The organism is Amycolatopsis thermophila, from assembly GCF_030814215.1.
Lineage (GTDB): Bacteria > Actinomycetota > Actinomycetes > Mycobacteriales > Pseudonocardiaceae > Amycolatopsis_E > Amycolatopsis_E thermophila.
On record NZ_JAUSUT010000001.1, the window covers coordinates 6,078,793 to 6,097,833 of the forward strand.

General features: G+C 72.0%; 22 protein-coding genes and 4 tRNA genes. 12 read left to right on the forward strand and 14 right to left on the reverse strand.

Features of this window, described 5'->3' with window-relative positions; translation table 11 throughout:
• On the forward strand, positions 1-1,410 hold the full coding sequence (locus FB470_RS29860) for an NADH-quinone oxidoreductase subunit N (RefSeq protein WP_306996836.1): 1,410 nt from the start codon (positions 1-3) through the stop codon (positions 1,408-1,410).
• A 26-nt stretch (positions 1,411-1,436) separates the two neighbouring features.
• Here FB470_RS29860 and FB470_RS35850 read toward each other — a convergent pair whose 3' ends face one another.
• The 7 genes from FB470_RS35850 to FB470_RS29890 all read right to left on the reverse strand — a co-directional run bounded on the left by FB470_RS35850 (position 1,437) and on the right by FB470_RS29890 (position 7,275).
• Positions 1,437-1,649, reverse strand: a complete 213-nt coding sequence (locus FB470_RS35850) for a MerR family DNA-binding protein (RefSeq protein ID WP_370876709.1) — start codon at positions 1,647-1,649, stop codon at positions 1,437-1,439.
• A gap of 67 nt (positions 1,650-1,716) precedes the next feature.
• Complete coding sequence (locus FB470_RS29865) at positions 1,717-2,709, reverse strand: C40 family peptidase (protein WP_306996838.1); 993 nt, start codon at positions 2,707-2,709, stop codon at positions 1,717-1,719.
• 159 nt (positions 2,710-2,868) lie between these two features.
• Positions 2,869-3,819, reverse strand: a complete 951-nt coding sequence (locus tag FB470_RS29870) for a M56 family metallopeptidase (protein ID WP_306996840.1) — start codon at positions 3,817-3,819, stop codon at positions 2,869-2,871.
• A complete protein-coding gene (locus FB470_RS29875) occupies positions 3,816-4,178 on the reverse strand; it encodes a BlaI/MecI/CopY family transcriptional regulator (RefSeq protein WP_306996843.1) in 363 nt (120 codons plus the stop codon). Before FB470_RS29875 ends, FB470_RS29870 begins: the two co-directional genes overlap by 4 nt.
• A 1,256-nt stretch (positions 4,179-5,434) precedes the next feature.
• Complete coding sequence (locus FB470_RS29880) at positions 5,435-6,058, reverse strand: DUF305 domain-containing protein (RefSeq protein ID WP_306996845.1); 624 nt, start codon at positions 6,056-6,058, stop codon at positions 5,435-5,437.
• A 63-nt stretch (positions 6,059-6,121) separates the two neighbouring features.
• Positions 6,122-6,514, reverse strand: a complete 393-nt coding sequence (locus FB470_RS29885) for a hypothetical protein (RefSeq protein WP_306996847.1) — start codon at positions 6,512-6,514, stop codon at positions 6,122-6,124.
• Between the two features lie 29 nt (positions 6,515-6,543).
• On the reverse strand, positions 6,544-7,275 hold the full coding sequence (locus tag FB470_RS29890) for a Shedu anti-phage system protein SduA domain-containing protein (RefSeq protein ID WP_306996849.1): 732 nt from the start codon (positions 7,273-7,275) through the stop codon (positions 6,544-6,546).
• A gap of 183 nt (positions 7,276-7,458) precedes the next feature.
• Between FB470_RS29890 and FB470_RS29895 the strand changes: the two genes are divergently transcribed.
• A complete protein-coding gene (locus tag FB470_RS29895) occupies positions 7,459-7,767 on the forward strand; it encodes a hypothetical protein (RefSeq protein WP_306996851.1) in 309 nt (102 codons plus the stop codon).
• Between the two features lie 11 nt (positions 7,768-7,778).
• On the opposite strand, the gene FB470_RS29900 is transcribed toward FB470_RS29895, so the two are convergent.
• Positions 7,779-8,600 (reverse strand): methyltransferase domain-containing protein, encoded by an 822-nt coding sequence (locus FB470_RS29900; RefSeq protein ID WP_306996853.1) that lies wholly within the window; start codon positions 8,598-8,600, stop codon positions 7,779-7,781.
• Between FB470_RS29900 and FB470_RS29905 the strand changes: the two genes are divergently transcribed.
• Complete coding sequence (locus tag FB470_RS29905; protein ID WP_306996855.1) at positions 8,572-8,991, forward strand: MerR family transcriptional regulator; 420 nt, start codon at positions 8,572-8,574, stop codon at positions 8,989-8,991. The two genes, FB470_RS29900 and FB470_RS29905, sit on opposite strands and share 29 nt — an antisense overlap.
• Before the next feature lie 447 nt (positions 8,992-9,438).
• On the opposite strand, the gene FB470_RS29910 is transcribed toward FB470_RS29905, so the two are convergent.
• Positions 9,439-9,510: transfer RNA gene (locus FB470_RS29910), tRNA-Val, on the reverse strand.
• Positions 9,511-9,887: 377 nt separating this feature from the next.
• Between FB470_RS29910 and FB470_RS29915 the strand changes: the two genes are divergently transcribed.
• The 5 genes from FB470_RS29915 to FB470_RS29935 all read left to right on the forward strand — a co-directional run bounded on the left by FB470_RS29915 (position 9,888) and on the right by FB470_RS29935 (position 11,380).
• Complete coding sequence (locus FB470_RS29915; RefSeq protein ID WP_017987927.1) at positions 9,888-10,313, forward strand: SsgA family sporulation/cell division regulator; 426 nt, start codon at positions 9,888-9,890, stop codon at positions 10,311-10,313.
• Positions 10,314-10,422: 109 nt separating this feature from the next.
• A tRNA-Gly gene (locus FB470_RS29920) sits at positions 10,423-10,495 on the forward strand.
• Between the two features lie 23 nt (positions 10,496-10,518).
• Positions 10,519-10,589, forward strand: a tRNA-Cys gene (locus FB470_RS29925).
• A gap of 1 nt (position 10,590) precedes the next feature.
• A tRNA-Val gene (locus FB470_RS29930) sits at positions 10,591-10,662 on the forward strand.
• Positions 10,663-10,852: 190 nt separating this feature from the next.
• Positions 10,853-11,380: a hypothetical protein gene (locus FB470_RS29935; RefSeq protein ID WP_306996859.1), complete on the forward strand. Its 528-nt coding sequence runs from the start codon at positions 10,853-10,855 to the stop codon at positions 11,378-11,380.
• Positions 11,381-11,442: 62 nt separating this feature from the next.
• On the opposite strand, the gene FB470_RS29940 is transcribed toward FB470_RS29935, so the two are convergent.
• Positions 11,443-11,985: a GNAT family N-acetyltransferase gene (locus FB470_RS29940; RefSeq protein WP_306996861.1), complete on the reverse strand. Its 543-nt coding sequence runs from the start codon at positions 11,983-11,985 to the stop codon at positions 11,443-11,445.
• Positions 11,986-12,068: 83 nt separating this feature from the next.
• Positions 12,069-12,608 (reverse strand): TetR/AcrR family transcriptional regulator, encoded by a 540-nt coding sequence (locus FB470_RS29945; protein ID WP_370876710.1) that lies wholly within the window; start codon positions 12,606-12,608, stop codon positions 12,069-12,071.
• A gap of 142 nt (positions 12,609-12,750) precedes the next feature.
• Here FB470_RS29945 and FB470_RS29950 point away from each other — a divergent pair, with 142 nt between their 5' ends.
• A complete protein-coding gene (locus tag FB470_RS29950) occupies positions 12,751-14,052 on the forward strand; it encodes a cytochrome P450 (RefSeq protein WP_306996865.1) in 1,302 nt (433 codons plus the stop codon).
• Positions 14,053-14,226: 174 nt separating this feature from the next.
• Positions 14,227-15,726: a carboxylesterase/lipase family protein gene (locus FB470_RS29955; protein ID WP_306996866.1), complete on the forward strand. Its 1,500-nt coding sequence runs from the start codon at positions 14,227-14,229 to the stop codon at positions 15,724-15,726.
• Positions 15,727-15,778: 52 nt separating this feature from the next.
• Here the strand turns inward: FB470_RS29955 and FB470_RS29960 are convergent, their stop codons facing one another.
• Positions 15,779-16,162 carry a hypothetical protein gene (locus FB470_RS29960; RefSeq protein ID WP_306996869.1) on the reverse strand — a complete coding sequence of 128 codons (384 nt, stop codon included), beginning with the start codon at positions 16,160-16,162 and terminating at the stop codon, positions 15,779-15,781.
• Positions 16,163-16,241: 79 nt separating this feature from the next.
• Positions 16,242-16,973: a Type 1 glutamine amidotransferase-like domain-containing protein gene (locus FB470_RS29965; protein ID WP_306996870.1), complete on the reverse strand. Its 732-nt coding sequence runs from the start codon at positions 16,971-16,973 to the stop codon at positions 16,242-16,244.
• A gap of 53 nt (positions 16,974-17,026) precedes the next feature.
• Between FB470_RS29965 and FB470_RS29970 the strand changes: the two genes are divergently transcribed.
• Together FB470_RS29970 and FB470_RS29975 are read left to right on the forward strand one after the other, a co-directional pair.
• On the forward strand, positions 17,027-17,656 hold the full coding sequence (locus tag FB470_RS29970) for a GntR family transcriptional regulator (protein ID WP_306996872.1): 630 nt from the start codon (positions 17,027-17,029) through the stop codon (positions 17,654-17,656).
• Positions 17,656-18,117 carry an OsmC family protein gene (locus tag FB470_RS29975; protein WP_306996874.1) on the forward strand — a complete coding sequence of 154 codons (462 nt, stop codon included), beginning with the start codon at positions 17,656-17,658 and terminating at the stop codon, positions 18,115-18,117. The genes FB470_RS29970 and FB470_RS29975 overlap by 1 nt, the downstream gene beginning before the upstream one ends.
• Here FB470_RS29975 and FB470_RS29980 read toward each other — a convergent pair whose 3' ends face one another.
• On the reverse strand, positions 18,118-18,816 hold the full coding sequence (locus tag FB470_RS29980; RefSeq protein ID WP_306996876.1) for an alpha/beta fold hydrolase: 699 nt from the start codon (positions 18,814-18,816) through the stop codon (positions 18,118-18,120).
• Positions 18,817-19,041: the final 225 nt, after the last annotated feature.

Genomic DNA, 19,041 nt, shown 5'->3' on the forward strand with positions numbered 1-19,041 from the left:
ATGAACGAAGACCCCTCCGCGCTGCTGCCCGAGATCTTCCTCGCGGTGGCGGCCGTGGTCGCCGTGCTGCTCGGGTCCTACCTCCCGCGGCAGCGTCAGTGGCCCGTCCGGCTGGTCACCGCACTCGCCTGCCTGGCCGGCCTGGTCGCGGCCGTGGTGGCCTGGGGGCAGGACGAGACGGTGTTCGGCGGCAGTTACGCGATCGATGTCGCCACCAACGCCGGCCGGGCCATCGTGCTGGCCGCCGTGCTCATCACCCTCGGGGTCAGTGCCGGGGAGTTCCGCGGCGCCCCACGGGAGAGCGAGCTGTACGTCCTCATGCTGCTCGCCGCCCTGGGGACGGTGCTGCTGACCGGGGCGAATGACTTGATGCTGCTGGTCGCCGCGTACCTGCTCGCCAGCATCCCGCTGTACGCGCTCGCGGGGTTCGCGAAGGACGACACCGGCACCGAGGCGTCGCTGAAGTTCTACCTGCTCGGGGCCCTGCTCGGCATCGTCATGCTCTCCGGTGCGACCGTCCTGTTCGGAGTCGGCGGGGCCAGTGGGTACGCCCCGCTCCGCGAATCGCTGGGTGGGGCACCGGTCGCCGCGGTGGCCGTTGGATTCGTCGGCGTGCTCGGCGGGCTGCTGTTCAAGGTGGGCGCGGTGCCGGCGCATTTCTGGGTACCGGACGTCACCGAGGGCACCAGACCGCCGGTCGCGGCGTTCCTCACCACGGTGCCCAAGATCGGCGGGGTGATCGCCGCCTACCGGCTCGTGTCCTCGGCTCTGGCGGTCTCGCCCGTCGACTGGGCGCTGCTGCTGGCGATCGTCGCCGCGGTCACCATGACACTGGGCAACCTCGCCGCGTTCTTCCAGCAGAACGTGCGCAGGCTGCTCGCGTACTCGACCATCAGCCAGGTCGGATACCTGCTCATGGCCGTCGCCGTCGCCCTGCGCAGCGACCTGGCCTTGCCCAGCCTGCTGCTGTACGTCGCCGCCTACGCGGTCACCAACCTCGGGGCGTTCGCCGTGGTGTGCGCGCTGCCCAAGACCGCGGTGATCGAGGACTACAGCGGCCTGGTCCGCCACCGCCCCGGGCTCGCCATCGCGCTGGCGGTGTGCCTGCTCGGGCTCGTCGGCACCCCGCCGACCGGGGTGTTCGTCGGCAAGCTGACCGTGTTCACCGCCGCGTTCGACGGCGGCTTCGCCTGGCTCGTCGTGGTGGCGGCGGTCAACACTGTGGCCAGCCTGTTCTACTACGTGCGCTGGATCGCCCCCGCGGCTCGCGCGACCGACGTGCCCGCAGCGGCGGTGGTCGACCGCTGGTCCGCGGGTACCGCCTACGCCGCGGCCACTACCTCGGTTGCGTTGGGCCCGCTCGCCGGCCTGTTGCTGGCGACCTTCGGTGGCGGGCTTGTCCTCATGTGACCGTCATCGGCGGCCTGGCAAACGGGTCAGACCGGTCGACGAGCAAGGTCGGCGACCCGGTCATGCCCGCGGTCGTGGCCTCCGAGTGCCCGGTGATCACGCGGATGGTGACGACGACGTCGGAACCGCGCGAGCCGGGCGTGTGCAAGCGCGCTCGCCGCTTCGCAGTCCTCCGGGCCACCAGCGGCCACGCGCAGCAGGTCCCGCATCTCGTCCAAGGTGACGCCCAGCTCCCGGATTCACTCCCGCCTCGGCCGCGACCTCGCTGCTGCGCATACCCCCATGATCCAGCGCCGCCTCAACCCGTCAACCGACGATGCGGCGCGCTCCGATGTAGTGGCCGTCGCCGCGGACGGAGCGGACGTCGACCAGCTGACCCTCGGTCGGGGCGTCCACCATCTTGCCGTCGCCGACGTACATGCCGACGTGGTGGATCGCGGCCGGGTTGCCGGTGCCGTCGTCGTAGAAGACGAGGTCGCCCGGCTGGAGCTCGCTCTGCGCGACCGGACGGCCCAGCGTGTACTGCGAGCGGCTGGAGTGCGGCAGCGAGATGCCCGCCGCGCGGTAGGCCCACATCGTCAGCCCCGAGCAGTCGAATTCGCTCGGGCCGTCCGCGCCCCACTCGTACTCCGAGCCCCGCTTGGCCAGGGCGGCCTGCAGCGCGGTGTTCGCGGCACCGGGCGGGCCCAGGTAGGACCCGGTGTCCTTGACGGTGCCCATCGCCTGCCTGGTTGCCGGACTCAGCCGCTGGAGCGCCTGCCGGACCTGCGCGACGCGCGCGTTGAGCGTCGTCTTGTGCTGCCGGATGTCCTCGGTCAGCTTCGCCGCCGCGTCGCGGGCGGCGGCGGCGCGTTCCTGCGCGCCCTGCATGTCGGCGCGGACCAGATCGGCCTGGGCCAGCGCGGCGTTCAACGCGTTCAGCGCGCCGTTCTGCTGCTCGGCCAGGACACCCAGGGCGGACATGCGGTCCAGGAAGTTCTGCACCGACCCGCTGGACATCACAGCCGACATCCGGCTCGAGGTCGCGCCTCCCTGGAACGCTTCCGCGGCGACTCGGTCCACCTCGACCCGGGCCTGTTCGACAGCCGCGGCAGCCTGTTGCTGGCTTGCCGTGGCCGCGGCGAGGTCCGCGTTGGCCTGGTCGAGTTCGGCGTTGCGCCGCTCCAGATCGTCCTGCGCCTTGAGCAGATCCTCGTCGGCCTTGGCGGCTTCCTCCGACAGCTGCTCGTACTGCGCCTGCGGATCCGCGGGTGGTTGCGCGTTGGCCACGGGAATCGCGGTGCCGATGGCGAGTGCCACGCCTGCCGCAAGTGCACTCCGGAACACGCGCTTGCGTTGATGGACCGCCACGTGGCTGTACCTCCGTCTGCTCGCCTCCGGAAACACCGGCGGCGATACTAACGACGGTAGTAGATCATCATCCGAAAGGGTGACAAGAGCCACCGCATTCGGAGACGCTCAGCCCACCACGCAGGCGACGAGAGCGACCATCACCATCAGGGCCGCGCCGGCCAGAAATGGCAGCACCACCGCGGTGAAACCGGCCAGACCGCAAGCCAGTGCCCGGCGAGTACCGGCGGGAGGCAGGCTGCCCTGTTCGAGCCGGGCCAGGCGCACATCGACCGCGTCGCGCGCCATGGCGAGCGCGATCTCGGGCGCGCCGACACCGGACACGCCCAGCAGTGCCGCGCGCACCGCCCGCTTCCCGCACCGGCGCGCGGCGGCGACGTCAGCTGCGAGCTCCACCAGCTCGCGCAACGCTTTCGGCGCCTGCCGGAACAGCGGCAGGATCGGCAACACGGCGCGCAGGGCGTCTGCGAGGGCGATCAGCTGGTGGTGCCGGCCGGCGAGGTGAGCACGTTCGTGCGCGAGCACCGCCGCGACAGCACCGTCGTCCAGGTAACGGCTCAGCCCTTCGGTGGCGACGACGACTCCGCGCCTGCCGCCCACGCTGAACGCCAAGGGCCGGTCGTGTGCCAGCCACAGCGTGGCCGGCACCGCACCGTCCGAGCGTCCCGCGAGCCGAAGCGTGGCCAAGTGGCGTCGGCGGGCCCTGGCGCGGCGCTGGATCCCCCGGCTGCCGACGACCATCAACCGCAGAGCCAGCGCGATCAGCACGACCCCGCCCAGCGTGCCGCCCATCTGCTCGACGGCGGGTGGCGAGCCGTGCTCGATCGCGTCCCAGCAGTCGTGCACCGCCGTGGCCAGGGAACCGAGCGAACCGTGCGTGGGATGAAGCAGGAGCACCACGCTCGCAACCGCGGCGAGCGCGACACCCAGCATGGACAGCAGCCAGCACACGATCAGCAACACCGGGTCACGGCGGCGCAGATCCATGGCTCGCAGCCAACCCGGCATCAGCCAGGCAGCCGCGACCGCACCGGCGAGCACGGACAGGCCGACGATCATCGCCGACGGGGCTTCCGGCGCAGTCCTTTGCGGAGCACGTCGACTTCCTCTTCGGACACCGACTGCGCGAAGTGCAACAGCACGCCTTCCGGATTGCCGGAGGAGTTCACGATGTCGCGCAACGCCCGGGCAGCCGCTTCCTCCCGTCCGATCGCCGGCTGGTAGAGGTAGGCCCGACCATCCAGCTGCCGCTCGACCCAGCCCTTGCGGTGCAGGTTGTCGAGGACGGTCATGACCGTGGTGTAGGCGAGCTGCTTCGGCGTGTTCAGCTGCTCGAGCACGGCGCGGACCTTGACCGGCTCGGGCGTGTTCCACAGCACGTCCATGACCGCGGATTCGAGGTCCCCGAGACCGAACATCCCACTCCCCGACTCCGAATTGCCCAGCAAACCGTTGTTCCAGAATATCGTCCGGCGCCCGCGGACAGTGCCCGGGTTTCGCGGGGCACCCTTGCCAAGATCTACTATCTTCCCTAGTATCCGGCGCGGTGATCGCGCCCTCGGCGCGGCCCCGCGCGTGCGGGCCCCCCCTCCCAGCACGCGCCCAGCGGGTGCGGGACCTCTTCGTGAGGCCCCGCACCCGTCTTCCCTCAAGCAGCCACCGATCGGTCCGTCAACCTGCGGTCCCTGTCCAGACGCCGCACGGCCAGCGCGCCGAGCAGTACCAGGCGGAGCCACGGGATCTCGGCCACCCCGCGGCCCGCGCCAGATCTCCCACGCCGACGATGGTGTTGTAGAACCCGTAGCGCGGCGCGACCAGCCCTCGCCGGACAACCGCACGGCGGTGTCCATCTCGAAGGGGAAGACCAGGTCCCCGCCGGAAAGCGCGCCTTGAACCAGCTCGTGATGCGGATCTGACCGGCTGTCGCCACGACGCCGGACACCGCGGGCCCGGCGACCAGCGCATCACTGGCAGTCGCCGATCCGGCCACCCGGCGCGCTTCCATCGGCAACGCGAGGTAGGTCTGGCGATCCTCAGCACGCGAAGCGGATGGTCGCAGGCGCGCCGCGGGCATGCGTTGCTGGGGCAGGACGTTATCGATCCTTCGATCTCTCGCAGACGGGCTGAGGCAGGTCGCTCCGTCGCCGGCGACTCCGGACGGCGGTCGGCGGTTCCCGCTCAGATGCGCGTCACGCCGGGATCGAGGAGACGTTGCCAGCCGTCCACTCGCGGCGGCCCGGGCGAGGTGGTCCGCCCGGGCAGGACGACCGCAGACCGCGCTCGGCAGCCTCAGGCGCACCCAGCGCGGTCACCGGCCGCACCTACTGCTCATGGCTGCCGCGGTGGCACCTGTCGTGCTGAGCGGATCCGCTTGCCCGGACATCGCGCCACGCTCGGCGCCGGCAAGGGCGCAAGCACCGGGATGCACGCCGGCCCCGACCAGGAGTCCACAGAGGATCAGGAAACCCGCCGAGCAACGCAGGTTGCGGGTGCCGGTAAGCACGTGGGCAAAACTAACAGCACCCGTTCACACGGAGCCAGCTTTCACGGTGCCCACCCCTCGAAGGTGCGACATCGCGGTCCATCGGACCATTCTACTATGTCTGGTAGTACAAGGTCCGGGTAGGGGCGGGAAACCGATGAAGGGTTCCCCACCCCTACGTCAGCACCTTCGTCAGAGCGTGGTCAGCAGTTGCTGCATCTCGGTGATCTCAGCCGTCTGGGCATCGATGATGGCCTGCGCCAGCGCCTTGGCGTCAGCGTTGGCCCCGTTGGCCAGTTCGGTCCGCGCCATCTCGACCGCACCCTGGTGGTGTTCGACCATCATCTGCAGCCACATCTTGTCGAACTCCGCACCACTGGCGTGCTCGAGCATCTGCATGTCCGCGTCGCTCATCATGCCGGGCATCGAGGAGGTCGACGGCATGTGCATCCCCGACATGGAGGGCATCGTGCTCATGGCCGCATTCCACTGCGTGAGCCAACCCTGCATCTGCTGGATCTCGGGATCCTGGGCGCGCTCGATCCGGCTGGCCAGGTCCTTGACCTGGTTGTTGGTGCTGCGCGTGGGCACCAGCTTCGCCATGTCGAGAGCCTGCTGGTGGTGCTGGATCATCTCCTGGGCGAAGGTGACGTCGGCGTCGTTGTGCGTCGCGGACTGCGCGGGAGCCGACGAGGTGACGGGAGCGCTGCTGTTGCCCATGTCCATGCCGCCGTGGTCGTCGCCGCCGCTGCACGCGGCCAGGACGAGCCCGGCAACGGCCACAGCGATGCCGGTACCCACAAATGTCTTCTTCATGATTCTTCCTTCGGTCACGAGTTGTTCACCTGCCGCTGATGGCGCGAAAACGCCACCGGCCGGTCACAGGCGCAACACGCAGACCGAAGTGAGGATGACTCTGCCACTGCCCCTGACAGGCGGATCCGGGCCACTGGCACCGGACGCCGGCGCACCGGTCCGCCAGCTCCCGAACAGGTGAGCCAGCGCCGCGCCGAGGAGCAGGACGAGAATCCAGGCCGCGAACTGGCCGACCACGGCCAGGCACTGGTGGAGCATGTCGGCCATGGGGTGGCCGTCCGAGACCGGTTGCACCGCGGGCCCCGACGTGGCGGCCATCGCCACCATGGCGGGGCCGGTTCCGTGTGTGGTACCGCCGCCGTGCTCGGCCGGCACGTGATGCATGAGCACCAGCGCCAGGGCAACCACGGCGAGCAGCAGCCACCTGGCCGGCAGGCTGCGCGTCACCGTGGTCATGCACCAACGGTAACCGCCCGCTCGCACAATCAACCAGTGACGTGCCACTCGGCCCGCGCCAGCAGCTCGTCCAAGGTGATGACCTCGGGCTCGTCAAGGTTGCGGCGGTAGAGCTCGATCGACTGGTACCGGCCGCGGTGGACACCACCGGCTCGTCGAGGTGGCCGATGATCAGGAACGAGCGCGGACGCACCAGGAAGGTGCGAGGGCGACCAGCATCCCGGACGGTACTCGCGCGCCAGGAGCGGGGTCTGGTGGTGCTTGATCTCGGCGAAGACCATCGACGGATGCGCCCGTTGGTCCGGAGCAGGGCGCTCGGCCCGCTTGCCCGGCCCGGCCACGGAGAAGCCGGCGACGACCTTCTCCAGCTTGTCCGCGTCACACGAGGTGACCAAGGGACGGGCGAGGCTGACGCCGAGGATCCACGGGTTGGCTTCCAGGAAGTCCTGCCACACCCGCTCCCGGCCACCGCGGTCAGCAGCCTCCAGTTCGAACCAGTCAGGAACTGCCGGCAGTTGACGCAACCGGTTTACGACCAGGTCCTCGGCCGACGCATCGCTGCGAATGAGTGCGCGGAACGTCTCCGGGGCGCGGTCGCACAGCCGGAGCATGGCGTCCGGGTCGCGGAAGAGGTCCTGTGGTGGATCGTAGCTGCGAGGGGTTCGTCCCGGACGAGGAGCGGACACGGTGGAGGGTCGAACTGGCGCAATGCACCGGTCTTCGCCGGGAACAACCTGTGGGACGAGATCGGCGCCCGCCACCTGCCCTCGTCCGGCGCGGCGCCCGCATGCTCGAATTCGACCGACCGTGGACGCGGATCGTGGAATGGGGATGCGGTAGCGGCGCGAACGCCGTGCACTTCGCGCCCCATGGGGAGGAGTACGTGGGGGTCGACGTCTCGCGCGCGAGCCTCGACGAGTGCGGACGGCAGGTCGCGGCGTCTTGTGCCACGCCCTTCCGCCCGGTCCGCATCGACGTGGCGGAACCCGAGCAGGCAACGGATCGCCCAGGACCTGCTGACGCCGGGCGGTCTGGCCCTGATCCGGATCAAGTACGACGACGGACGGATGCGGAGCCCGCCACGCGCGTGGTCCTACAAGACCGGTGTCGCCAGCATGACCAGCTACCGCATCCCGGACTTCTGGCAGCTCGCTCAGCGGTGCGGACTCACCCCGGAGGCGATCGAGCTCGTTCCGGAGAACGAGCTCGACGAGCGCTACGCCTGTTTCCTGCTCTCCAAACCCAAGCCCTGAGCGCAGCGCGGTCAGGGGCGGGTTCCGGCGGCCAGAAAGAAAGGAATAGCCAGGAAGAGCCGCCCGGCCGCCGCGCGTCGCTGTTGTTCGTCCAGCCACGCCGTGATCTGTTCCGGCGGGGCTGCCTCCGCCTGCAACCCGTGGTCGGCGAGACCGGACAGCACTGGCAGCATCACCGCGTCGGTGAGCACCGCGGTGTGGACCTCGACGGTGATCTCGGTGACCCCTTGGTCGAGCAGCAGGTTGCGGTAGCGCCGGGCCACTCTCGGGTTGGCGACGGACCGGGCACGGGACCGCACCAGGGCCCCGGTGAGATCAGGGTGGTCGGAGTCGATCACGAACGTTTCCCAGTCCTGGCCCAGCAAGACGATGCGCCCGCCTGGCGCGAGCACGCGCATCGCCTCGCGGAGCGCGGCCTCGGCATCGTGCACCTCGTGGAAGACCTTGTCGGCCCGGTACCCGGCGAACACGCCATCGGGGAACGGCAACTCCTCCGCGGTTCCGGACACGAACTCCAGTCCCGGCCGGCGGTGCCGGGCCGCGGTCAGCATGGTCTCGCTGGGATCGACCCCCACACACTCGGCGCCTCGCTCGGTCAGCTCGGCGACGGCGCGGCCCGAGCCGCACCCGACGTCGACGATCGGGGCGCCGGGCGCGATGTGCAGCAGTTCGTAGGTGCGAGCCCGGAGTTCGGCTGCGCCGGGCAGGGCATCGGCCGCGTCGAGCACGGAGATCAGGCCGGCGATCGAGTCGGGATCGGTGGTGTGGGTGGACATGGCACCCAGGGTGCGACTTAATGCCGACATGAAGTCAAGCGCGACGACGATGAGCATCGGGGAGATCGCGGCCCGGTTCGGGTTGGCGACCCACGTGCTGCGCCACTGGGAGTCGATGGGCCTGGTCACGCCGGACCGGGTGGGCGGCCGGCGTCGCTACGGCGCGGACGACCTCTTCCGCGTCGCCGTGATCCTGCGCGCCAAGGAGGCCGGGCTCGGCCTGGACGAGATCCGGGAGATGATCAGGACGTCCGATCCGGCGGCACGCCGGGCCGTGCTGCGGCGCCGGCGCGACGAACTCGCCGAACGCATCGCCCGCGCCCAGGCCTCGCTCGATCTGGTCGAGTGCGCCCTGGACTGCGAGCACGACGACTTCACCCGCTGCCCGCACTTCCAGGCCGTCATGGCCGAACGCATCGCCCTGACGGCGACGACCGCCTCGGGCTAGACCTACGGGTACTTGCACACCACCCTCACCCGGTCGCGCTCGCCCGCGGCTGGGGAACCGACGACGTCTCTGGCGAAGGCAAGACCGTGTGGGCACGCGTCGACTGCCGCGACTACCCCCTGGAGCCCGTGCCACCCGCAGTCCCCCGGCCGTTGTGCTGACCGGCATGAGTCTCACACCGGCGACAAGAGGCTGGGCTGAGCACCACTCAATCAGGGGATGCACTTCCATGACCTACGTCACACCCACGTGACTGATGTCATGGCCGGGTCGATGCGGGCAGCGCTGCAGCGGCGCCGGGAGCACGACGGCGGATGGAACTGGGACGAAACCCCAGGTCAGGAGCAGAATGCGGCGCGACCTCTTCGGCTTCGCGAAGGTGGTCAGAACGCCGACGGCCTGCCGAGGATGGTCTCGGCAGGCCGTCTGAACAACTAAACTCTCCGGTGGGCGATACTGGGATCGAACCAGTGACCTCTTCGGTGTGAACGAAGCGCTCTCCCGCTGAGCTAATCGCCCCCGTCCGTACGGGGGAGAACTCTAGCGGATGACGTGACGGGCACTGCAAACGGGTGGTCTTTGACCCACACGCTGCGGGTATGAGCCGACACGCAGCGGAAAACCCCGAGGTGACCGTGCCCGCCCCCGGAGTCGACGCGACCCAGGTCACGTGCCAGGCTGCGAAGCGATCCTGTCCCGCCCGCGTTGAACCGAGCAGTATGGGTGGGTAGACGATCAGCGAGGCCGGTCCCGCCAGGCCGGTACCGCGCGAGCACCGGGGTCGGCGACCCCGTCCGGGTGAAGCCGGGCGAACCCGCGAAGCCAGACGGCGGGTTCGTGCGTCTCACACCTGAAGCTCGGCCAGCGGGCCGTGAAGGGAGACGAAAGGTAAGACGATGCGCAACGACCACGTGACGCTCCGCTCCACAGCGGTGTTCGACCTCCTGGCGCCGCGTGCCCCGGCCGTGCCGGTGAAGGTGGAACTGCGCTACGACACCCGCGACCCGTACGCCGTCGTCGCGGCCTTCCGCACCGGCCGCGCCGGCTGGGTGGAGTGGGTCTACGCCCGCGACCTGCTCGCCGACGGCCTGCTGGCCGAGGCCGGTGACGGTGACGTCCGCATCCGCCCGTCGGTCGAGGACCCCGAGTCGGTGATGATCGAGCTGAACTCGCCGTCCGGGCACGCGGTGTTCGAGGCCTCCGCCCAGGAGCTGGCCGACTTCCTGGACCGCACCTACGACGTGGTGCTGCCGGGCAACGAGCACCTGTGGATCGACATGGACGACGCCCTGACCCACCTGATCCCCAACGATCTTGGATAGCACCCGCGGGCGGGGGGCGGAACACCCACCCCCCTGTTTTCGCGGGCTCCCGGGTCGGATATTGTTCTCTCACACCACGGCGACGGGGATCACCCCGGAGTCACGGTAGGCGGACGTAGCGCAGCTGGTAGCGCATCACCTTGCCAAGGTGAGGGTCGCGGGTTCGAATCCCGTCGTCCGCTCGGGTGCCCACTCGGGCCCGTACGGTGGAGTGGCCGAGAGGCGAGGCAACGGCCTGCAAAGCCGTGTACACGGGTTCGAATCCCGTCTCCACCTCGCGCGATTAGCTCAGCGGGAGAGCGCTACCTTGACACGGTAGAGGTCACTGGTTCAATCCCAGTATCGCGCACTCGTCAGACCCTGAACCGGGCGGATCGACGATCCGCCCGGTTTTTTCACGTTTCCCGCGGCCCGGCTCCCCCTGCAGGTGAGTGATGGTCGTCATGGTGGCTGTGACGTCGGGCAAAAGGCACCCGGACGGGGCCGTCCCGGCTGTTAGCGTGCGGGCAACGCTGTGCTTGTCCCGGAAGGTGTCCCCCGTGTCCCCCGCGTCCGCCGACCTGTCGTCCGTCATCGCGGCCACCGCGCAGTGGCTGCTGCGCGCCTACCCGCCCGAGCGCGGCCCGCTCAGCGCGGCCCTGGCCGAGGCCCAGTGCCGCCAGGCCGCCACGGCCGCGGCGTGGCTGCGGTACCCGACGGCGCTGGACGCCGGGCTGCTGGACGTCGTGGGCCCCGGCGGGTCGGGCCGGCTGGACTGGGTCGCCGGCGTGGACGCGGTGCCCGGCGAGGACACGGCGTGGCGGACGTGGGTCGACGAGGTGGTCGCCAGCTGGGCGGCGTGCCTGCTCGCCGACCGCTCGCTGGCACTGGCGGCGGTCGCGACGGTGGCCGGTTCGGTGCACGCCGCCGGCCTGGCCCCGGACTTCCGCCGCCTCACCGACCCCGACGTGCGCGACCGGCGCGCGGCGGTGCTGCTGCGGCACCCCGACCTGCTCGCCCCGGTGGCCGACCTGCACCGCGCCGACCTGCTGGCCCGGCTGGGAACACCGACCGCGGAAGCCGCCTGACCGTCCTGTGTGGACGTCCGCATCGGACTCGCGGGTGACGGACGTGCGGGCCGACCGGTGCCTCACCGGGCTTCGTCCCTGAGCAGCGAACCGACCCAGGCATCGACCACCGTCCCCCGGTGGAACAGGCGCTTGCGCAGCGTCCCCTCCATCAGGAAGCCGGCCTTCTCCGCGACGCGCCGGGAGGCGTGGTTCCCCACCTCGCACCGCCACTCGATGATCTCCAGATCCAGCCTCGTGAACGCCCAGCGGCACACGGCACGCGTGGCGTCGGCGGCGACACCGCGGCCCCGCGCTCGCGGATCGACCCAGTAGCCGATCTCGGCGCGCCCGCCCGGCTTCAGCCCCAGGCCCACCCGGCCGAGACGGGTTCCCGCGGCGGAGTCCTCGGCGACGAACTCCAGTCGGCGCCCACTCGCCCACCCCGCGAGGGCCACCTCCTCGACGAAGAACCTCGCGTCCTCGGCCCGGTACGGTGACGGCAGCGTGACGAACCGCTGCATCGCGGGATCCAGCGACACCTCGTGGACCCACGGGACATCGTCGGACGTGAACGGCCGGAGCGTCAGGCAGCCGGCCGGGATCACCTCGGGCTGCACGGGCACCTCGTGATCGTCACCGCCCGGGGGAAGCCTGGCAAGGCCCGCCGGGTCGCGAAGTGGGTGACCGCGCTGCGGCCGCGGACCGGTCAGCGCGGCCGGGGTCCGAGCACCAGCATCACGACCTCGGTCGCGACCCCGGCGATCCCGGACAGGTCGCCGCCCTCCTCGAGCGTGATCGCGATCAGCTCGCGCAGGCCGCCGAACAGGGTGATCGCCACTTCGCGCGAGGGTGGCGTCACTCCAGCGGCCTTCAGCTCGGGCGTGTCGGCCAGGGTGCGCATCAACGCGACGAAGGAGTCCATCGTCTCGCGCGACAGGGCACGCCCGGCCTCGCCCAGCGAGGGGGCCGCCCGCAACCAGCTCAGGCACAGTGCCGGGTCGCTCTCCATCGACGCGATCAGGGCCTCGACCGCCTGCCGCGCCTGCACCTGCCACGGCGCCTCGCGCGTCACGGCGGCCGCGATGTCCCGCACCATGCGCGCGTTCGTTTCGCGCAGCAGCGCCACGAAGCACTCCTGCTTGCTGGCGAACTGCTCGTAGAACGTGCGCTTCGAGGTGCGCGCGTGGTTGACGACATCGGCGATCGTCACCTCGTGGTAGTCCCGCTCGCGCAGGGCCCCGGCCATGCCCTGCAGGAGCCGGTCGCGGAAGCCGGTGCCGGTGTCGATCACAGCCCTCCACCTTACCCAGCCGGCGGGCCGCTTGACCGCTGATCCGCTCCCCTCTACCGTGCGTGGTACCCGGCAGTACCACGACGGAGGTGGTGGCGTGCTCGTCCAGGACGGCGTGAAACCCATCGTGCGGTGGGGCATCGGGCACGCGCTGCCGCGCACCGCGCTGCGCGCCGCCGCCCGCCGCGGTGACCTGCAGGCCCGGCTGGTGGCCCAGGCCGCGGTCTCCCCCACCGCCGCGCTGACCGGGCTGTTCGACGAGATCCGCGCCCACGGCCCGCTGTACAAGGGCTCCTTCGCCTACGTGACGACCAGCCACGCGGCGGTGCGGGAAGTGCTCACCAGCAACGACTTCCGGGCGGGGGTGGGCGCGGCCGCCGACGGCGTGCTGGCGCGGCTGTCCGAGTGGTCGGCCACCGACGTGCTGCACCCGATCGCGCCGCCGTCGCTGCTGGCGACCGAGCCGCCGGACCACACGCGGTACCGCAAGCTCGTCACGCGCGTGTTCACCGTGCGTGCGGTGGAGAACCTGCGCGAGCGCACCGAGCAGATCGCGCGGGACCTCCTCGACCGGCTCGACCCGTCCCGCCCGGTCGACCTCGTCGCGACCTACTGCGCGCTGCTGCCGGTCACCGTGATCGCCGAGATCCTCGGCGTGCCACCGGAACAGCGGCAGCGCGTGCTGGAGCTGGGCACGGCGGCCGCGCCGAGCCTCGACCTGGGCCTGCCGTGGCGGCGGTTCCGGGAGGTCGAGTCGGCGCTGGCCGCGTTCGACGCGTGGCTCGCCCGGCACCTGGACCACCTGCGCGCCCACCCCGGCGACAACCTGCTCAGCCAGCTGGTCGCGGCCCGCGAGGACGGTGTCGGGCTCACCGACCTGGAGTTGCGGGCGACCGCCGGGCTGGTGCTGGCCGCCGGGTTCGAGACGACGGTGAACCTGCTCGGCAACGGGATCACCCTGCTGCACGACCACCCGGACCAGCTCGCCGCGCTGCGCGAGGACCCGTCACTGTGGCCCAACGCCGTCGACGAGATCCTCCGCGTCGACCCGCCGGTGCTGCTGACCGGGCGGACCTGCCTGCGCGACACCGAGGTGGGCGGGGTCCGGGTGCGCGAGGGCGCGGTGGTGACCACGATCCTGGCCGGCGCCAACCGGGACCCCGCGGTGTTCGCCGAGCCCTCACGGTTCGACGTGCGGCGCGCGAACGCCCGCGAGCACATCTCGTTCTCGGCCGGGCGGCACTACTGCCTGGGCGCCGCACTGGCACGCATGGAGGGCGAGGTGGGGCTGCGGACGCTGTTCGAGCGCCACCCGGAGCTGCGCCTGCTCCCCGGCGCGACGCGCCGCGACACCCGCATCCTGCGTGGCTTCGAACACCTGCCGGCCCGGTTGCGCTGACCTCCCGCAGCGCCGCCGCGACGTCCGGGATGGTGCGCGCGGTGCCGGTTCGCCGCGCCGCACGTGAAACCCTGTTCGACCACGACACCACCGGGTGCCGGCACCCCATCGGGCCATCGCGGAGCGCGCCGCCCGCGAGCCGGGCACAGTGGGAGCGTGCCACGACGAGGATCTGTGACCCACGACCCGGTCGTCCGATTCGGACCCTACTCGGCCCGGGGCCGCACCGAGGACGGCGTCGCGGTGTTCCGGGGCGTCCCCTACGCGGCGGGCCCGGTCGGCCGGAACCGCTTCGGTGCACCGGAACCGGCGCTGTGGACGGGCGAGTTCGACGCCCGCGAACCCGGCCCGACCGCACCGCAGGGCGGCACCGCCCGGCCCGGCGTGCCCGACCTGACCCCGATCCTCGGCCCGGGATGGGTGCGCGGCGCCGACTACCTGAACCTCGACGTCTGGACACCCGACCCCGGCGCCGGCGGGCTTCCGGTCATGGTGTTCCTCCACGGCGGCGCGTTCGTCGGCGGCGCGGGCAGCGCGCCGGGCTACGACGGGACCCGCTTCGCCGAGGACGGGATCGTGCTGGTGACCGTCAACTACCGTCTCGGGGTGCCCGGGTTCCTGAGCCTGCCCGGAGCCCCGGACAACCGCGGGCTGCGCGACCAGATCGCGGCCCTGCGGTGGGTCCAGGAGCACATCGCGGCCTTCGGCGGCGATCCCGGCAACGTCACCGTCTTCGGCGAGTCCGCCGGTGCGCTCAGCGTCGGCGCACTGCTCGCCGCGGCGCCGGCGGGACTGTTCCGGCGCGCGATCAGCCAGAGCGGCGGCGCCTCCCACGCGCTGACCCCCGCCCAGGCCGAGGTCGTCACCACGGCGGTCGCCCGGCACCTGGGCGTCCCGGCCACCGTGGACGGCTTCGCCGGCATCGCCGACGACCGGTTCGTCGACGTGCTGGGGCGGCTCGCCGCCGAACCGGTGGACCTGTCCGTGGCGGGGCAGCGGGATCCGTTGATGGGCCTGAGCAAACTCGGCCCGGTGCTCGACGGCGACCTGCTCGCCGAACAGCCCGTCGACGCCGTGCGGGCCGGCGCGGCGGACGAGATCGACCTGCTCGTGGGCAGCAACAGCGACGAGATGAACCTCTACCTCGTCGCCCTGCCCGCGCCACCGGTCACCGGACCCGCGCTGCGCGCCGCGGTCTCGGCGCTGCACCCGGATCCGGACGGGCTCATCGGCGCCTACCGCACCGCACGCGGTCTGGACGACCCCGGCGAGCTGTACTCGGCGATCGGCACCGACTACCTGTTCGCCGTCCCCACCGCCCGTCTGGCCGACGCGCACGCCACGCACTCCGCGGGCACCTGGCGCTACGAGTTCACCTGGCGCTCCCCCGCCTTCGGCGGACGGCTCGGCGCCTGCCACGGGCTCGAGCTGCCGTTCGTGTTCGACCTGCTCGGCCGGGTCGACTTCGGGGTGCTCGGCGTCTCCGCCGACGAGCCCACCCGGGAGCTGGCGCGGAAGGTGCACGCCGCGTGGGTCGCCTTCGCCCGCGACGGCGACCCGGGCTGGCCCCGGTACGCGCCGGGCGCGCCGGTGGTGCAGCGGATTGGTCCGGAGTGGACGGACACCACCGGTGCCGACGGCCCGGAACGGGAGCTCTGGCGGGACGTGCGCTGAACGGCGCGGCCGGTCCGCCGCACCACCCGCCGGTCGCGCGTCCCGGCGGCGGTCACCAACACGCCACCGTCCGGCCGGGATGCTCCTGCGCGTACCGGGAGACGGCGGCGCACTCGCCGACGTAGTCGCGGTAATCCGACGGAGTGCCGATCGGCCGGCCGGCCTCCGCCTCGGCGTACACGCCGGGTGCCAGCATGATCACCGGGTCGCCGGAGAGCCGGGCGGCGGTGCGCGGGTCGAGCGTGCTCTTCATCGCGAACCGGGGGTACTCGCTGTCCGGCGCGCGGAGGATCGGATGCGTCAACCGCGTCCCCTGCGGGGACGACGCTGGCGCGTCCCGCCCCGTGCCGGCCAGGTGGACCCCGCCGGCGATCACCGTCGCGGCCGCCGCCGCGACGACCACCAACCCGGCGATCTCCCGCCTGCCCAGTCGCATCCGGTCCCCCTGTCGTCGCAACGGGATCATCGCCGCGAAGGGCGCGCCGTTACGCGGCTCGCCCGGGACAGCGCCCGGTTCAGCGAAGACGGCGGACCTCGAGCCGCTCCTCGACCGCGGTTCCGTCCGGGCCGCGGCGCACGTGGTAAGCGCCGGCCCGGTCGCGCTCGGCGAGCGCCTCGGCCATCTCGGTGCCGCGGTAGAGCAGACCCGCGCCGTCGTCGGTGGCGTACCCCGGCGGCAGCGTGCCGTCCGCGATCAGCGACTGGAACAGCGGCCGTCGCGCGGGTTCGCTGTCGTAGTGCACCCCGTTGGACCACGGGAGCAGGCCCAGACCATCGGTGACCGGCCGCAGCTCGGGGCCGAAGGAGTCGGTGGTGCCGCCCGCGTGCCAGCAGATCGACCCCGCCGACACGCCGGTGAGCACCACGCCCGCCTGCCACGCCTCGCGCATCACGGTGTCCAGGCCGTGCAGGCGCCACAGGGCCAGCAGCCCGGCGACGCTGCCGCCCCACACCCAGATCACGTCCTGGGACAACAAGTGCTCGCGCGGGTCGGGCACGTTCGGCATGGGCAGCACCGCGAGGTGGCTGCCGGCCCAGCCCTCCCGCCACGCGTTGTCGTAGAACGTGGCGGTCAGGCGGTGGTCGTCGCCGCACGCGGTGCCGAGGAAGCACACGCGCGGCGCCCGCCCGGTGACCCCGGCGAGCTCGACGGCGTGCCGGGTCAGGGCGCCGACCTCCCAGTCCAGCCGTGCCGAGGCACGGATACCGCCGGAGGTCGCGAGGATCGTGGGAACGTCTGCGGGCACGGTCGTGAGCCTAGTCTCGACAGGTTCTGCATGCAGTGTATACAGTGCATGTCGTGAGGACGACGTACGACCGGGTGCGCGAGCTGATCGTCGGCGGCGCCTTCCCGCCCGGACAGCGGCTCACCGAGGTCGGCCTGTCCCAGCGGCTCGACGTGAGCCGCACGCCGGTGCGGGAAGCACTGCGGCAGCTGGAAAGCGACGGGCTCGTCGAAAGCGGGCAGCGCGGGGTCACCGTGGTGCGGCTGGGCCGCGCCGCCCTGCGCGAGGCCTACCTCGTGCGCGCCTCGCTGGAAGCGCTCACCGCCGACCTCTGCGCGCAACGCCAGCAGGCCGGTGAGATCGCCCCGGCCGCGCTCACCCGGCTGGAACGGCACGCCGACGACGCCGACCGGGCCACCCGCGCCGGCGACCTGCCCGCCGGCGTGCGGCACAACCGCGAGTTCCACCGGCACATCGCGGTCCTCGCCGGCAACGAGCTGGCGCTGGGCTTCCTCGACCGGGTGTGGGACCGGATCGTGGTGTCCACCCGGGATTCGCTGACCGCCACCGGCCGCACCGGGCAGGTCGACGACGAGCACCGCCGCCTCCTCGCCGCCATCCGCGCCGGCGACGGCACCACGGCCGCGGACCTGGCCCGCGCCCACGTCCGGCACACCCTGTCCACCCTGCACGAAGGAGAATGATGGGCAAGGAACACGGCTACCGGGTGACCGTCGCCTGGAGCGGCACCACCGGCGACGGCTACCGCGGCTACGACCGCGCCCACGACGTCACCGCCGAGGGCAAGCCGCCGATCGCGGCGACCGCGGACCCGGCCTTCCTCGGCGACCCGGCGCGGTGGAACCCGGAAGAGCTGCTGCTCGCCTCGCTGTCCCAATGCCACCTGCTGACCTACCTGGCGCTGTGCGCGCGCCACGGCATCACCGTGACCGCCTACCGCGACAACGCCACCGGCCGCATGGCCGAAACCCCGGGCGGCGGCGGCCACTTCACCGAGGCGACGCTCAACCCCGAGGTCACCGTGTCCGAGGAGGGCATGGCCGGGCGGGCCGCCGACCTGCACCACCAGGCCCACGAACTGTGCTTCATCGCGAACTCGGTGAACTTCCCCGTCCACCACCAGCCCACCATCCACATCGGATAGTCAGGAACGCAGCGCCGCCACGATCGCGGCGCCCAGGTCCGCGGGCCGGGTGAACTGGGGCCAGTGCCCGGTGGGCAGGTCGACCAGGTCGACGTCGCGCATCGCGGCCAGTTCCCGCACGTACGGGTGACCGGCGGCGATCAGGTCGCGGACCTGCGCGGCCGGCATGGCCGAGCAGATCACGGTGGCCGGCACCGCGCGCCGTCGCTCGTCGGACAGCTCGATCGGCTCGCGCGTCACCGCGGCGGGCTCCGGCACCGCCTCGGCGCGCATCCGCTCCCGCAGCTCGGCGGTCAGGCCGGTCAGGTCCGCCTCCTCGAAGAACGACCAGTCCGGCAACGGCGCGTCACCGCCCACCGCGGGCAACGCGTCGTTGACCGACGCGCCGCTGACCAGGGGGCCGGCGTCGACGAACACGATCCGCGCCACCCGGTCCGGCCGCGCGTCGACGGCGGCGTAGGCGATCGGCCCGCCGCCGGAATGCCCGACGAGCGCCACGGGCTCGCGCTCGGCGTCGACGGCCGCCACCACGGCGGCGATGTGCTCGCGCACGCCGATGCCGGTCCGGTCCGCGCTGGCGGACTCGAGGCCGGGCAGGGTCAGGGCACGCACGGTGTGGCCGGCCGCGGTCAGCACCGGCTCGACGTCGCGCCACGAGGACGCGCCGAGCCAGAACCCGGGCACCAGGATCACGATCACGCCTCGACCCTACGGCCTCAGGGCTGTCCCGGACACCGGTTCCGCCCGGCTCGTCCTGATCTGGGCGCACCGCCGCTGCGGCCGCCAGGGCAAGCTCGCGCCCAAGGCGGTGTCGACGGCCTGGTGTGCCCCGGTGGAAGGCATTAGGTCCGAAGTGGACGACGCCGGGGCGTCCGACTGGTCCGGCGCCCCGTCGGCGAGCGTGTCAGCTGGTGGGGCAGCAGG

Excerpts from the sequence above, each read along its gene's own strand:
- FB470_RS29900 (WP_306996853.1), bottom strand. The coding sequence starts at position 8,600 with ATGCTCATCGTCGTCGCGCTTGACTTCATGTCGGCATTAAGTCGCACC.
- FB470_RS29960 (WP_306996869.1), bottom strand. The coding sequence starts at position 16,162 with ATGCGACTGGGCAGGCGGGAGATCGCCGGGTTGGTGGTCGTCGCGGCG.
- FB470_RS29975 (WP_306996874.1), top strand. The coding sequence starts at position 17,656 with ATGGGCAAGGAACACGGCTACCGGGTGACCGTCGCCTGGAGCGGCACC.
- FB470_RS29885 (WP_306996847.1), bottom strand. The coding sequence starts at position 6,514 with ATGACCACGGTGACGCGCAGCCTGCCGGCCAGGTGGCTGCTGCTCGCC.
- FB470_RS29905 (WP_306996855.1), top strand. The coding sequence starts at position 8,572 with ATGAAGTCAAGCGCGACGACGATGAGCATCGGGGAGATCGCGGCCCGG.
- FB470_RS29945 (WP_370876710.1), bottom strand. The coding sequence starts at position 12,608 with ATGGCCGGGGCCCTGCGCGAGCGGGACTACCACGAGGTGACGATCGCC.
- FB470_RS29860 (WP_306996836.1), top strand. The coding sequence starts at position 1 with ATGAACGAAGACCCCTCCGCGCTGCTGCCCGAGATCTTCCTCGCGGTG.
- FB470_RS29870 (WP_306996840.1), bottom strand. The coding sequence starts at position 3,819 with ATGATCGTCGGCCTGTCCGTGCTCGCCGGTGCGGTCGCGGCTGCCTGG.
- FB470_RS29880 (WP_306996845.1), bottom strand. The coding sequence starts at position 6,058 with ATGAAGAAGACATTTGTGGGTACCGGCATCGCTGTGGCCGTTGCCGGG.
- FB470_RS29875 (WP_306996843.1), bottom strand. The coding sequence starts at position 4,178 with ATGTTCGGTCTCGGGGACCTCGAATCCGCGGTCATGGACGTGCTGTGG.
- FB470_RS29915 (WP_017987927.1), top strand. The coding sequence starts at position 9,888 with ATGCGCAACGACCACGTGACGCTCCGCTCCACAGCGGTGTTCGACCTC.